The 13,295-nt window shown below is 72.1% G+C and carries 15 protein-coding genes; 10 read left to right on the top strand and 5 right to left on the bottom strand.

Going from position 1 to position 13,295, the window contains the following annotated elements; genetic code table 11:
* The coding region (locus AQJ46_RS38585; protein ID WP_059210014.1) for an MFS transporter at positions 1 to 1,272 on the bottom strand (1,272 nt) is incomplete at its 3' end.
* 67 nt (positions 1,273 to 1,339) lie between these two features.
* Between AQJ46_RS38585 and AQJ46_RS38580 the strand changes: the two genes are divergently transcribed.
* From AQJ46_RS38580 to AQJ46_RS38565, 4 genes are all read left to right on the top strand, one after another.
* Positions 1,340 to 1,867 carry a winged helix-turn-helix transcriptional regulator gene (locus AQJ46_RS38580; RefSeq protein ID WP_059210013.1) on the top strand — a complete coding sequence of 176 codons (528 nt, stop codon included), beginning with the start codon at positions 1,340 to 1,342 and terminating at the stop codon, positions 1,865 to 1,867.
* Between the two features lie 38 nt (positions 1,868 to 1,905).
* Entirely contained in the window at positions 1,906 to 2,217 is a 312-nt protein-coding gene (locus tag AQJ46_RS38575; RefSeq protein WP_059210012.1) for a DUF6412 domain-containing protein, read from the top strand.
* A gap of 88 nt (positions 2,218 to 2,305) precedes the next feature.
* On the top strand, positions 2,306 to 3,019 hold the full coding sequence (locus AQJ46_RS38570) for a YidC/Oxa1 family membrane protein insertase (protein WP_059210011.1): 714 nt from the start codon (positions 2,306 to 2,308) through the stop codon (positions 3,017 to 3,019).
* Positions 3,020 to 3,135: 116 nt separating this feature from the next.
* Positions 3,136 to 3,993, top strand: coding sequence for a fumarylacetoacetate hydrolase family protein (locus tag AQJ46_RS38565; RefSeq protein ID WP_059210010.1), 858 nt, complete (start codon positions 3,136 to 3,138; stop codon positions 3,991 to 3,993).
* Between the two features lie 122 nt (positions 3,994 to 4,115).
* Here AQJ46_RS38565 and AQJ46_RS38560 read toward each other — a convergent pair whose 3' ends face one another.
* The 3 genes from AQJ46_RS38560 to AQJ46_RS38550 are packed head-to-tail and all read right to left on the bottom strand — an operon-like array spanning position 4,116 to position 6,599.
* Complete coding sequence (locus tag AQJ46_RS38560; protein ID WP_059210009.1) at positions 4,116 to 4,973, bottom strand: LLM class F420-dependent oxidoreductase; 858 nt, start codon at positions 4,971 to 4,973, stop codon at positions 4,116 to 4,118.
* Between the two features lie 46 nt (positions 4,974 to 5,019).
* Positions 5,020 to 5,529, bottom strand: coding sequence for a heme-degrading domain-containing protein (locus tag AQJ46_RS38555; RefSeq protein WP_057610906.1), 510 nt, complete (start codon positions 5,527 to 5,529; stop codon positions 5,020 to 5,022).
* Positions 5,526 to 6,599: a Gfo/Idh/MocA family protein gene (locus AQJ46_RS38550; RefSeq protein WP_059210008.1), complete on the bottom strand. Its 1,074-nt coding sequence runs from the start codon at positions 6,597 to 6,599 to the stop codon at positions 5,526 to 5,528. Before AQJ46_RS38550 ends, AQJ46_RS38555 begins: the two co-directional genes overlap by 4 nt.
* Positions 6,600 to 6,647: 48 nt before the next feature.
* Here AQJ46_RS38550 and AQJ46_RS38545 point away from each other — a divergent pair, with 48 nt between their 5' ends.
* The 5 genes from AQJ46_RS38545 to AQJ46_RS38525 all read left to right on the top strand — a co-directional run bounded on the left by AQJ46_RS38545 (position 6,648) and on the right by AQJ46_RS38525 (position 11,079).
* The gene (locus AQJ46_RS38545) at positions 6,648 to 7,787 is read left to right on the top strand and encodes an ROK family transcriptional regulator (RefSeq protein WP_059210007.1); all 1,140 of its coding nucleotides are present in this window, start codon (positions 6,648 to 6,650) and stop codon (positions 7,785 to 7,787) included.
* Positions 7,788 to 8,077: 290 nt separating this feature from the next.
* Complete coding sequence (locus tag AQJ46_RS38540; RefSeq protein WP_059210147.1) at positions 8,078 to 8,839, top strand: hypothetical protein; 762 nt, start codon at positions 8,078 to 8,080, stop codon at positions 8,837 to 8,839.
* A gap of 113 nt (positions 8,840 to 8,952) precedes the next feature.
* Entirely contained in the window at positions 8,953 to 9,732 is a 780-nt protein-coding gene (locus tag AQJ46_RS38535) for an HAD-IIA family hydrolase (protein WP_007382293.1), read from the top strand.
* Positions 9,733 to 9,819: 87 nt separating this feature from the next.
* Positions 9,820 to 10,371, top strand: coding sequence for a hypothetical protein (locus AQJ46_RS38530; protein WP_059210006.1), 552 nt, complete (start codon positions 9,820 to 9,822; stop codon positions 10,369 to 10,371).
* 6 nt (positions 10,372 to 10,377) lie between these two features.
* Positions 10,378 to 11,079, top strand: a complete 702-nt coding sequence (locus AQJ46_RS38525; RefSeq protein WP_059210005.1) for a class F sortase — start codon at positions 10,378 to 10,380, stop codon at positions 11,077 to 11,079.
* A 273-nt stretch (positions 11,080 to 11,352) separates the two neighbouring features.
* Here the strand turns inward: AQJ46_RS38525 and AQJ46_RS57650 are convergent, their stop codons facing one another.
* Entirely contained in the window at positions 11,353 to 11,790 is a 438-nt protein-coding gene (locus AQJ46_RS57650; protein WP_404828515.1) for a hypothetical protein, read from the bottom strand.
* A gap of 385 nt (positions 11,791 to 12,175) precedes the next feature.
* On the opposite strand from AQJ46_RS57650, the gene AQJ46_RS38515 reads away from it, so the two are divergent.
* Positions 12,176 to 13,216, top strand: coding sequence for a glycoside hydrolase family 6 protein (locus AQJ46_RS38515; protein ID WP_059210004.1), 1,041 nt, complete (start codon positions 12,176 to 12,178; stop codon positions 13,214 to 13,216).
* The last annotated feature ends 79 nt before the right edge of the window (positions 13,217 to 13,295 follow it).

Here is a 13,295-nt window from a genome sequence, read left to right as displayed (position 1 = left end):
CGTCAGGGCGACTCCGGCGCACGAGCCGATGTAGCGGAAGGTCTGCTGGGCGCCCGATCCCATCGCGGCCCGCGCGGCCGGGACGGACTCCACCGCGAGCAGCGGGAGTGCCGCGTTCAGCAGGCCGCTGCCGATGCCGGCCACCACGAGGCCGGGGAGCAGCCGTACCCAGGAGCCGGCGTCCAGCGAGCCCAGCATGGTCAGGACGCCCGCCGCGTGCAGCAGGAAGCCGATCGCGAGCTGCCATCGCGGCGGCACCCGGCCCGCGAGGCGCCGGGCCTGGAGGGCCACCGCGAAGGACAGGCCGGACCAGAGGAGGAAGAGCCAGGCGGTGTCCATCGCGGACAGACCGACCGTCTGCTGGAGAAGGGCCGGGAGGAAGCTGAACAGGCCGATCACCGCGAGACCCGTGAACAGGCCGCTGGAGGAGGACGCGAGGAACCGGCGGTGGCGCAGCAGACCCAGGTCGATCATGGGGGTCCGGGAGCGCCGCTCCACCGCGACGAACACGGCCAGCAGGACCACGGACGCCAGCAGCAACAGCGCGACCGGTGCCCGCAGCCAGCCGTCCCGGCCCAGGGTCAGCGCCGCCACGAGGGCGACCAGGGCGAGCCCGAAGGTCACGGCGCCGGCGAGGTCGGGGCGGCCGCCGCGCGGGGCCCGGGACTCCGTCAGGAGCCGCGCGGACAGGGCGGCCACGAGCACGGCCGCGGCGCCGAGAACGCCGTAGGACACCCGCCAGCTCGGCATCGCGCCGCTCAGCAGAGGACCGACCGCGATGCCGCCGCTCACGAACGCGCCCCACACCCCGGTCGCGTGCAGGCGCCCTCTCGGCGAGGGGAACGCGTGGACGATCAGGCCCAGGCTGCTCGCGAGGAGCGCCGCGCTGGCCGCGCCCTGCGCGATCCGGGCCAGGGTGAACAGCCAGGTGGACGAGGTCAGCGCGCCGAGGGCCGTGGTGAGGCCCAGCGCCAGGGTGCCCGCGACGAAGATCCGGCGGCGCCCGTAGTCGTCGGCGAGGCTGCCGGCGACCAGGAGGAGGGCGGCGAGGCCGAGCGGGGTGCCGTTCAGGAGCCAGGCCTGGGCGGACAGCGGGGTGTGCAGGTCGGCGGCGACATCGGGGAGCGTGACCATCGGAGCCGTGTACGTCATCAGGGCCACGGCGGTGGCGGCGCTGGTCAGGGCCAGGGTCGCGGAAGGGCGCGGGGAGGCCGGGGCCGGGGCGGCCGGCACCTCCGTCTCCGTGATAGTTCGTTCACTGAACCTAGTCATGTCGAGAACCGTAGCAGAGTGAGTTCGGTCATTGAACCTACGGCCGGAAAATGGTTACAGTGGCGCCATGGCACTGGGTAAGGACTACGCGACACAGGAATGCTCGATCGCCGGCGCGCTGGAGATCGTCGGCGAACGCTGGACCCTCCTCGTCATCCGCGACGCCCTCTACGGCGTCCGGCGCTACAAGGACTTCCTCGTCCACCTCGGCATCCCGCGCGCGGTCCTCGCCGCCCGCCTTCAGATGCTCACCGAGGAGGGGATCCTCGAGAAGCGCCGCTACCAGGAGTCCCCGCCGCGCGACGAGTACGTCGTCACCGACCGCGCCATCGCCCTGTGGCCCGCCCTGCGCGCTCTCGGCCGCTGGGGCCGCGAGCACTACGGCAAGACCGTGCTGCGCACCTTCGAGCACACCGAGTGCGGCACCGAGATCGGCTCCTACGGCGAATGCCCCGCCTGCGCCAGGGTCGTACCGCTCGAGGAGGTGCTGATGCTGCCGGGCCCCGGACTCGATCCCCACCCGGCGGATCCGGTAAGCCGGGCCCTGCTCAAGCCGAAGAGGCTCTTGCAGCCGATCGTGGTCGATCAGGTATAACCGGGGGAGGACCCGACGACAGGGAGAGGGGGAGTGCCGTGATCCGCAGCTGGACGAGCATGCGGCCCGCCGCCGTGCTCCTGCTCCTCGTCCTCGACGTCGTCCTGCTCGACACCGGCAGCCTCTCCGCCGCCGTCGCGCTCGCCGCGACCGCCGCGGCCGGCTCCGCCTTCGCCGCCTGCTCGCTGATCGCCTCGCGCTGCGCGCCCGCCGTGCCGCCCACCCGGGTCCGTACGGCCATCCGCGACCGCGCCCGGCGCACGGCCTTCCTTCCGCAACGCGACCCCGACGCCAAGGGTCGCCCCCGCCCCCGAGCGCCCGGACACGCCCTCCCGGCGACCGTCGCGTAGGGACTCGCTCCTGCAAGGACACCCCGCGCGGGTCGTCATGCCGCCTCGCACCACTCCCGGCACGACGAGACCCCCGGAGGGCTCACCCATGTCCGTCTTCGCTGATCTGGTCCAGCATCTCGCTGACCTGCTCCACCCCCTGTTCGGCGCCACCGCGGCCGCCGCCGCGATCGTCCTGTTCACCGCTTTCGTACGACTGCTCGTGCACCCCCTGTCCCGCGCCGCCGCCCGCGGTCAGAAGGCGCGCACCAGGCTCCAGCCGAAGATCGCCGAGCTGCGCAAGGAGCACAAGGGCAACCCCGACAAGCTCCAGAAGGCGGTGTTGGAACTGCACGCCGAGGAGAAGGTCTCCCCGCTGACCGGCTGTCTGCCCGTGATGTTCCAGATGCCGGCGTTCTTCCTGCTCTACCACCTCTTCTCCAACACGACGATCGGCGGCAAGGCGAACGAACTGCTCGGCCACGAGCTGTTCGCCGCGCCGCTCGGCGGGCGCTGGGCGGACGCGCTCGGGGACGGCGGGGTGTTCCAGGGAGCGGGGCTCGTGTACGTCTGCCTGTTCGCGTTCGTGATCGTGGTGGCGACCTTCAACTACCGCCGGACGAAGCGGATGATGGCCGCGAACCCGGTCATGCCGGTGGCGGACGGGCAGCCGGTGCCCGGGGCGGGCGCGATGAGCAAGGTCATGCCGTTCATGTCCTTCTTCACGCTCTTCACCGTGGCGGTGGTACCGCTGGCGGCCGCGCTGTACGTGGTGACCAGTTCGACGTGGGCCGCGGTCGAGCGGGCCGTCCTCTACCGCTGACCGGTCCAGTCCGTGAACCGGGTATTGCGGACGGGACACTCTGCTTGGAGGATCGACCAGTCATCCGATGGCTGCACCCGTCGGCGGGCGCCCCGCAATCGAGGGAGATAGTGATCATGAAGCTGCTGCGAGTCGGTACGGCGGGAACGGAGACGCCCGCGCTGCTCGATGCCGACGGGGTCCTGCGGGACCTGTCCGGTGTCGTGGACGACATCGACGGGGCGCTGCTCGCCGACGACGCGGCACTCGGCCGGGTCCGCGCGGCCGCGGAGGCCGGGGAACTGCCGGCGCTGGACGCCACAGGGCTCCGCGTCGGACCGCCGATCGCCCGGATCGGCAAGATCGTCTGCATCGGGCTCAACTACCACGACCACGCGCGCGAGACGGGGGCCGAGCCGCCCGCCGAGCCGGTGATCTTCTTCAAGGCCGCGGACACCGTGGTGGGCCCCTACGACACGGTGCTGGTGCCCCGGCGGTCGGTGAAGACCGACTGGGAGGTCGAGCTGGCGGTCGTCATCGGACGTACGGCCCGCTACCTGGAGTCCGTAGAGGAGGCGCTCGCCCATGTCGCCGGGTACGCGGTGGCGCACGACGTGTCCGAGCGGGAGTTCCAGATCGAGCGCGGGGGGACGTGGGACAAGGGGAAGAACTGCGAGACCTTCAACCCCCTGGGGCCCTGGCTGGTGACCGCGGACGAGGTGCCCGATCCGCAGGATCTGTCCCTGAAGCTGTGGGTCAACGGAGAGCAGAAGCAGAACGGCACGACCGCCGAGCAGATCTTCCCCGTCGGTGAAGTGGTGCGGTACGTCAGCCAGTTCATGACCCTGTACCCCGGAGACGTCATCAACACCGGTACGCCGGCCGGGGTCGCGATGGGGGAGCCCGAGCCCAAGCCCTATCTCCGGTCCGGGGATGTGGTGGAACTGGAGATCTCGGGGCTCGGGCGTCAGCGCCAGGAGTTCAAGGACGCGTAAACGCTCTGCTGGGAAAACCGGGAACTGCGCGTTGTCCGGCGGCTGCAGGCCGTCTGTGGCTGGTCGCGCCCACGCGGCGGAGCCGCAGATCGACACAGCCCCGCGCCCCTAGGTCGGTCCGGTCACCCCAGCAGCGACGCCAGCCTGCGCCAGGCCTCCCTCGGGAGGTCGTAGCGCGGGCCTCCGTCCACGATCTGCAGGGCCACGTGGTCCGCGCCCGCCTCGATGTACTCGTCGATGCGGGCGCGGATCCTCTCGTCCGTGCCCCAGGCGTAGACCGCGTCGATCAGGCGGTCGCTGCCGCCGTCCAACAGGTCGTCCTCCGTGAAGCCGTTGCGGAGGAAGTTGTTGGTGTAGTTGGGCAGGCCCAGGTAGATGGCGAGGTAGCCGCGGGCCACGCTGCGGGCCTTGGCGGGGTCGGATTCGAGGACGACCTTCAGCTCCGGGGCCAACAGGGGTCCCTCGCCCAGGAGTTCGCGGGACTGTGCCGTCTGCTCCGCGGTGATCAGATACGGGATCGAGCCGGCCGCGCGGTCCCGGGCCAGCTCGATGGTCCTGGGGCCCAGCGCGGCCAGCACGCGGCCCTCGGCAGGGACTCCCGCCTTGTCCAGGGCGTCCAGGTGGGCCACCAGGGCCGAGTACGGGCGGCGGTACTGGTCGGCGATCTTGGCGTGGCTGACGCCCAGGCCCAGGACGAAACGGCCGGGGTGGGCGGCGCTGAGGTCGGTGAAGCTCGCGGCGGTGGCCTCGGGTTCGTGTTCCCAGATGCTCTGGATGCTGGTGCCGACGGCGATCCGGGAGGTCGCCTCGAGCAGCGGGGCGGCGTTGGCGGCCGAGCTGTTGCCGCCCAGCCAGATCGCGCCGAACCCGAGTTCCGCCAACTCGGCGGCGGCCTCGGCGCGCTCGCCCCGCTGGGACGGGTCCTCCGAACGCAGACCGCCGCCGTTCCAGATGCCGTACTTTCCGATGGTCTCCTTCATGGCAGGTGCCAACGTGGGAGGACCCGGAGATAATTCCTGTCCCGGACTAACGGTCCTTGCTCAGGAACTCCTCCAGCACCTCGACCACGAAACGGTGGTCCTGGAGCTGGGGCAGGCCCGAGACCGTCACCGTGCCGACGACGCCCACGCCCTCCACCGTGATGGGGAAGGAGCCGCCGTGGGCCGCGTACTCGTCCGGGTCCAGGCGCGAGGACTCCTCGAAGGTGCTGCCCTTGGCGCGGAAGCGGGCACCGACCAGGTAGGAGGCGGAGCCGTAGCGCTCCACGACCCGGCGCTTGCGGTCGATCCAGGCGTCGTTGTCCGGGGTGGAGCCCGGCAGGGCGGCGTGGAAGAGCTGCTGGCCGCCGCGGTGGATGTCGATGGCCACCGGCGCCTGCCGCTCCCGGGCCAGCTCGACCAGCAGGGAGCCCAGCGCCCACGCGTCCTCGAACGTGAACTGCCGGAAGACCAGGCGGCGTTCCTGCGCCTCCAGCTCCTCCAGCGGCGGGGTCAGTTCCGGATGGAACTTCGGGGTCAGCTCGGTGTTGTGCGTCACAGCTCCACCGCCACTCCGTCGTGGGCCGAACGGCGCGCCGCCTCCAGTACGTCGAGGGCGGCGGCCGCCTCCAGTGCGGTCACCGGGTTGGTGCCGCCGCCGGAAAGGGCCCTGGCCACGGCCGCATAGTAAGCGGGGTAGTCGCCGGAAAGGGTGGGGACGGGGCTGCCGCCTCCCGTCACGGGGGACTCGCCCGAGCCGAGCCGGCCCCACAGCGACTCCGGCTCCCGGCCCCAGCCGGCCGCCGTGCCGGGGCGCTCGCCCTCCCGCAGCGCGGCCTCCTGCGGGTCGAGGCCGTACTTCACATAGCCCGCCTTGGAGCCCAGCACCCGGAAACGGGGGCCGAGTTGGGCGGTGGTGGCGGAGACGTAGAGGTGGGAGCGGACGCCGCTCGCGTGGGTGATCGCGATGAACGTGTCGTCGTCGATCTCGGCGCCCGGGCGGCGGACGTCCGCCTCGGCGTACACCAAGGCGGCGGGTCCGAAGAGGGTCAGGGCCTGGTCGACGACGTGGCTGCCGAGGTCGTAGAGCAGACCTCCGACCTCTGCGGGATCGCCGGACTCGCGCCAGCCGCCCTTGGGCTGCGGCCGCCACCGCTCGAAACGGGACTCGAAGCGCCATACGTCGCCCAGTTCGCCCTCGTCGAGGAGCTTGCGCAGGGTCAGGAAGTCGTTGTCCCAACGCCGGTTCTGGAAGACGGAGAGGAACAGTCCGCGCTCCTCGGCCAGTGCCGCCAGCTGTCGTGCGTCGGCCGCGGTCCCCGCGATCGGCTTGTCGACCACGACCGGCAGGCCCGCCTTCAGGGCGGTGGTGGCGAGCGGGACGTGCGTCTTGTTGGGGGACGCGATGACGATCAGGTCGAGGTCGGCGGCGCGGGCGAACAGCTCGTCGGCGTCCGCGACCGTACGCACGTCCGGGAACTCGGCGCGGGCCTGTTCCTGCCGCTCGGGGTTCGAGGTGACCACCGTGTCGAGGGTGAGGCCCTCGGTGGCGGCGATCAGCGGGGCGTGGAAGACGGAGCCCGCGAGGCCGTAGCCGACGAGGCCCACCCGGAGGTCAGCAGCAGTCATGCCTCCCACTTTGGCAACGCTGTTGCCAAAGTGCAAGCGAGGCGGAGAATGGCAGTCGTGAACAGGACGAACGGCGGCGCCAACCTCCTGGCCCTGCGCAGCCACAACACCGCGCTCGTGCTCGACCTGCTGCGGGGCGCGGGCGCCGAGGGAATCAGCCGGCTGGAACTCGCCGAACGCACGGGCCTCACCCCCCAGGCCGTCAGCAAGATCACCGCCCGGCTCCGGGAGGAGGGCCTCGCGGTGGAGGCCGGGCACCGCGCCTCGACGGGCGGCAAGCGGCGGACCGTACTGCGCCTGGTCCCGGGAGCGGGCCACGCGGTGGGCGCCCACCTGGACCGGGACGCACTGCGGGCCGTGCTGGTGGACCTGGCCGGAACGGTGGTGGCCGAGCGCTGCGCCGCGCTGGACCTGGGCGCGGGGGCGGAAGCGGTGGTGGACGCGGTCGCGGGGGAGGTCGAGGCGCTGGCGAAGGGAGTGCGGGGAGGGGACGGGACGGGGGCGGCCGGTGCGGACGCAGTCGCTGCAGAACCCCTCTCCGCCCTCCTCGGCGTCGGTGTCGCCCTCCCCGGGCCCCTGGACCACACCCGGGGTGTACTGCACCGCGTCACCGGCTTTCCCGAGTGGGACGGCTTTCCGCTGCGGGACGCGCTCGCGCGGCGGCTCGGGGTGCCCGTCGTGGTCGACAAGGACACCAACGCGGCCGCGCTCGGGCTGGCGGTCGCGGGGGAGCGCGGGTCGTTCGCGTATCTGCACCTCGGTACGGGACTCGGCGCCGGGCTCGTCGTCGACGGGGCCGTGCACCGGGGCGCGCGGACCGGGGCCGGGGAGTTCGGACACCAGGTCGTCCAGCTCGACGGGCCGCCCTGCGGCTGCGGTGACAGGGGCTGCGTCGAGGCGCTGTGCCTGGCGGCGGTGGCCCGCGGCGACCTCGCCGAAGCAGCCCGGGTCCTCGGCATCGCCGCCGGCAACCTCGTCGCCCTGCTCGACATCGACCTGGTCCTGCTGGGCGGCCGGACCATCGCCACCACCCCGGACGCGTTCCTACGAGGGGTCGCGGCCGTCCTCGACGAACGCGCCCGGCGCGCGGGCGAGGAGCCGGTCCCCGTACGCGCCGCGACCGGCGAGGTCGCCGACGGGGCGGCACAGCTCGTGCTGGGCCCGCTCTTCGGACGAGCCGACGCCTGACGTCCGCTGATCGAGGGGACTTCCCGGGCCGCACGGAGCGGCATCGCCGGCAGGCCGTCCGCACCCGGCAGGGTCATGTGTTTATGCGACGGTATGTGCACGCCCCCACGCCCGCCCTCCTCGGCCTCGCGGCGGCAGCCGCCCTGTTTTCCGCACCCCCGGCGGCAGCCGCGCCCGCGGCTGCTTTGCTCCCCGCGCCCCCGGCGGTGGCCTTCCGAGCCCCCGCATCCCCGGCGGCAGCCGCGCTGTTCCCTACGCCACTGAAGGCGGCAGCCGCGCCCGCGGCCGTTCTGTTCCCCGCACCCTCGGCGGCGGTCCTCCGAGACCCCGCATCCCCGGCGGTGGCCCTCCGAGCCCCCGCCGCCCCTACCCCCGTGGCCCCCCTCGGTGACTCCTGCGCCCCCACCGGCCGTACCTTCCCCCTCACCACCCGCATCCACGGCGGCCCCGCCGTCTATGAGGCCGGTGGCGGCTACAGCATCTGGTACCTGGACATCACCAACACGACCCGGCACACCTGCGCCGAAGTCCACCCCGTCGTCGTCCTCGTCGACGAGCGGCACGTCCTGAAGCCCTCCCAGCCCCGCCTCGAGTTCTACGACGGCCCCCACACCCACGCCGTCCGCTTCGAGAGCACCGACGAGGACGAACTCGTCGGGGCTTTCGGAGGACCCGGGCTCACCGTCGGCCCCGGAAAGACCCTCACCGTGAAGGTGCGGCTCGCGCTCACCCCGGACGCCGTGCCGAACGAGGTCACCGTCAACGCGGCCGTCGTCCAGCGGCACGGTGATGACGGCGACTGGGTGGGGCAGTCCAACGCCTACCGATTCGGCATCGACACCGATCCGAGCCCGAACTCGAGCCCGGACCCGACCCCGAACCCGAACTCGAGCCCGCACCCCGACCCGGCCACCCCGGAAGGCATCCCCTTCACGGACGCGGTCGCGGAACTCGCCAGCACCGGCCCCGGCGTGGCCGCCGCCGCCCTCGCGACCCTCTCCCTCCTCCTGGTCACGGTGGGCGCGATCCTGCGAGCACGTGGCCGCCGTTGACCCCAAACCTTCCGAGACCTGTCCCGAACCGGCCATTCCCCCAAGATCGGGCCACTGTCTAGGCTGGGGCCGACGCAGCACGGCGTACACGCGTACGGCAGGAGACCCCGCACATGGCAGACCGCAAGCCCATCGATTCGTGGCTCACCGACATGGACGGTGTGCTCATCCACGAGGGCGTGCCGATCCCCGGCGCCGACGCCTTCCTGAAGAAGCTCCGCGAGTCCGGCAAGCCCTTCCTGGTGCTGACCAACAACTCCATCTACACCCCGCGCGACCTGCACGCCCGCCTGCGCCGCATGGGCCTGGACGTCCCGATCGAGAACATCTGGACCTCCGCCCTGGCCACCGCCCAGTTCCTGGACGACCAGCGGCCCGAGGGCACGGCGTACGTCATCGGCGAGGCGGGTCTGACCACCGCGCTGCACGACATCGGCTACATCCTCACCGACCACGAGCCCGACTACGTCGTTCTCGGGGAGACGCGCACCTACTCCTTCGAGGCCATGACCAAGGCGGTCCGGCTCATCAACGACGGCGCCCGCTTCATCTGCACCAACCCCGACGAGACCGGCCCCTCCGCCGAGGGCGCGCTGCCGGCCACCGGCGCCGTCGCCGCCCTGATCACCAAGGCGACCGGCAAGCAGCCGTACTTCGCGGGCAAGCCCAACCCGCTGATGATGCGCACCGGGCTCAACACCATCGGCGCGCACTCCGAGACCAGCGCGATGATCGGCGACCGCATGGACACCGACGTGCTGGCCGGCATGGAGGCCGGCATGCAGACCTTCCTGGTGCTCACCGGCCTGACCCGCCCCGAGCAGGTCGAGGACTTCCCGTACCGGCCCTCGAAGGTCGTGGACTCCATCGCGGACCTCGTCGACCGGATCTGAGGCGGACCCGAACGGAGCAACACGGAACCGCTTCGGGATGCGGACCCGGGCTCCCCGGGAGACCCTCCAGGTATCTGGAGGTTCACGATGGGTTCACTACGCCTCACTCTCTGTACCGCGGTCCTGGCTGTCGCCGCCTTCGCCCCGGCCGCGCAGGCGGCGGACGGCGGCAGCGTCTCGGTGACTCCCTCCTCCCCGGCCGCCGGCGCCGATCTCACGCTGCGGGTGACCGGCTGCGCGGGGAGGACGGCCACCGCCGCCTCGGCCGCATTCGTCGCGGACGCCCGGCTGACGGGGGCCGACGGCAGTCTCACCGGCGAGACCCGCGTCCGCTCCTCGATCGAACCCGGGCCCTACGACGTGCAGATCACCTGCGCCGACTTCCAGGTGAAGGGCCGGATCACGGTCGTAGCGGCAAAGGGCGCCGGCGCCACGGCCACGGCGACCGCCACCGCCCTCGCGACCCCCGTCGCCCCGGTGAACGCGGGCGGCGGCTGGACCGCCACCCACCTCTCCGCGATGGAGCCCCAACCCACCGGCCCCGGCACCGGGCAGACCGTGACCGGGCTGGTGCTCGCCGGGGTCGCGGCGGTCGCCGTAGTGCTGCGCCGCAGCCGCCGGAGTCGCGGGACGGGCTGACCGGAGATGTCCGACCGTTTCTCCGACCAGGAAGGCGGTCCCGCCCACCGCGCACACGTCTCCGGGACCGGACGGCTGCTGGCCGGCGTGACCTGGGCGGTGCTGCTGCTCGGGCTGTGGCTGTGGGGCCGCGAGGTGACCGACGTACGGCACGGCGTGTCCGCGCCGACCACCGGCGACATGGCCGCGGTCGGGCGCCCGCCCGAGACCGTCGAACTGCCGCCCGCCGCACGCCCCTTGAAGGAAGCGCTGCCCCAGCGCCTCGACATCCCGGACCTCGGGGTGCAGGCGCCCGTGGTGGCCCGCGGCCTGGACGCGCGGGGCGCCCTCGACCCGCCGCCCTTCGGCCGGCCCGGAATCGTCGGCTGGTACGCGGCCGGCGCGAAACCCGGTGCCGCCGGGACCGCGCTGATGGTGGGACACGTCGACACCGAGACCCGGCCCGCGGTGTTCTACCGGATCAGCTCCCTGAAGCCGGGCGAGACGGTCCGGGTGATCCGCGACGACGGCAGGGTCGCCGAGTTCACCGTGGACAACGTACGGCTCCTCGGCCGCGAGAGCTTCGACGCCCACCAGGCCTACGGCCCACGCGAGTCGGGCCGCGCCGAACTGCGCCTGATCACCTGCGGCGGCACCTTCGACCGGGCGACCCGCAGCTACACGGCGAACGTGGTCGTCTCGGCGTATCTGACGGGCACGGGTCTCTAGGGCCCCGCAGGCGGCACCTGGCCCGGTCGGCGACCCGCTCCCCCCGAAGTCGCCGACCGGGCCGGTCCTCGACCGCGCGCGCTCGGGCTGCGGGAATAACCCGGCGACGGCGCGGGAGGCATGGGAGGCTCGGTCGGTGCTGACCGCGGCCAGGGGCTGGGGCCGTGTCCGTATGAGGAGACTCTAGAACGGATGAGCGCCCGGGCCTAGAGGCTGGTTGACGCCAAGTCCCGTTCTCGTGGCTCTCCGTCATACGGCCTGGTGGTACAGGTCCTACGCGGGTCCGTCGGCGCTCGTTCCGCTCTCCCGGCGGAGCTCGGCGTCGTCGACGACGCCCTCGACGACCGCGCTCGCCACCTGGTCCAGGGGCAGTCGCTGCCGTCGCGCGTACTGCCGCAGCGCCATGAACGCCTCGTCGGCGCGGACCCTGCTGGAGAGGGCTCCCTGCAACTGCCCGGACAGGGCGCGGTACTGGGCGTAGGTGCTGCGGTTCTGCAGGCCGAGCGCGGCGGCGTCGGCGAGGGCCTGGGCGACATGGAGCTCGGAGGTGGAGTCGTCGGCCGGAGTGGTGTCGGGCAACGTTGGTACGAACACGTTGAGGGTGCCCAGCAGGTTCCCGCGGCGGCGCAGCGGCACCGCGAACGTTGTCACGATGTCGTGCCTGAGGGCCCGTTCGGTGAAGTCGGGCCAGCGGGCGTCCGCATGGGCGATGCGTAGGGAGACCGGCAGTACGGGCTCTCCCGAGCCGTAGCTGTCCAGACAGGGGCCGCCGCCGTGCTGCCGGCATCACTCCGGCCGCCCGGGCGTTGAGCAGTTCCACACAGTGGTCGGAGACCCGTTGTGAGTACCGGATGGCCTCGAAGCCCTCGACGAGGGTGTCCGCCGCCTCCACCAGTGCCGAGGCCAGCCGGATCTCCCTGGTGGCGTACCGCATCGCTGAGCACTCCCCTCCGTCGACGAGCGCCCGTACCCGCGCGCGCCTCCCCCGACCTTCGGTGCTGTAACGGCTCGTGGACAAGGCTCCGGCGACCTCGTTGGCGGCGCGACGGGTGTGTCACGATTGAGACTTGCCACGGTGCACCCAGGGGGGAATTGGATGTACGTCAGCAGGGGGGCCAGGAGGGCGACCCGCGCACGGGTTTCCGCGGCGGTGCTGGGGGCGGCACTGCTGCTCGCCGCGTGTTCGTCCTCGGGAGACGGGAACAAGGAGGGCGAAGGCGGCAAGGCCGGTGCCGGGATCACCCAGCAGCCCAAGGAGGCCGACCCGTTCTGGGTCAACCCGGACGGCAACGCGGCCCAGCAGGTCGCGGCGTATGCGAAGAGCGGCAAGGACGACGAGGCCGATCAGATCCGCAAGATCGCCCAGCAGCCGACCGGCGAGTGGATCGGCCCGGAGAACCCGGAGCAGGAGGCACGCGGTTTCACCGAGGCCGCGGACAAGGCGGGCCGTACGGCCCTTCTGGTCCTCTACAACATCCCGCACCGCGACTGCGGCCAGTACTCCCAGGGCGGCGCCGCCGACGGCAACGCCTACCGGACCTGGATCGACGGTGTGGCGGCGGGCATCGGTGACCGCTCGGCGACGGTGATCCTCGAACCGGACGCGGTTCTGCACCTGGTCGACGGCTGCACCAAGGACGAGTTCCACGAGGAGCGCTACGACCTGCTCACCGGCGCCATCGAGAAGCTCAAGTCCCTGAAGAACACGAAGGTCTACCTGGACGCGGGCAACGCGGGCTGGGGCCACCCCGACGAGATCTTCGAGCCCCTGAAGTGGGCCGGCGTCGCCAAGGCCGACGGCTTCTCGGTGAACGTCTCCAACTTCTACTCCACCAAGGACTCCATCACCTACGGCAAGCAGCTCTCCGCCAAGGTCGGCAACAAACACTTCGTCATCGACACCAGCCGCAACGGCAACGGCCCGTACAAGGAGGGCGACGAGAACGAACGCTGGTGCAATCCACCGGGCAGGGCCCTGGGGGAGACGCCGACCATAAAGACGGCAGACCCCTTGGTGGACGCCTACCTGTGGGTCAAGCGCCCGGGCGAGTCGGACGGCGAGTGCAAGGGCGGCCCGAAGGCGGGCGAGTGGTGGCCGACCTACGCATTGAAGCTGGCGCGAGGTTCGGACACCTAGGGGCGCGGGGCTGTATCGATTTGCGGCTCCGCCGCGTGGGCGCGACAAGCCACGACGCTCCCGCACCCGAGAAGCAAAG

Source organism: Streptomyces canus, from assembly GCF_001514145.1.
GTDB lineage: Bacteria > Actinomycetota > Actinomycetes > Streptomycetales > Streptomycetaceae > Streptomyces > Streptomyces canus.
Note: the sequence above shows the minus strand (reverse complement) of the source record. Positions and strands in the feature narration are given on the sequence as shown.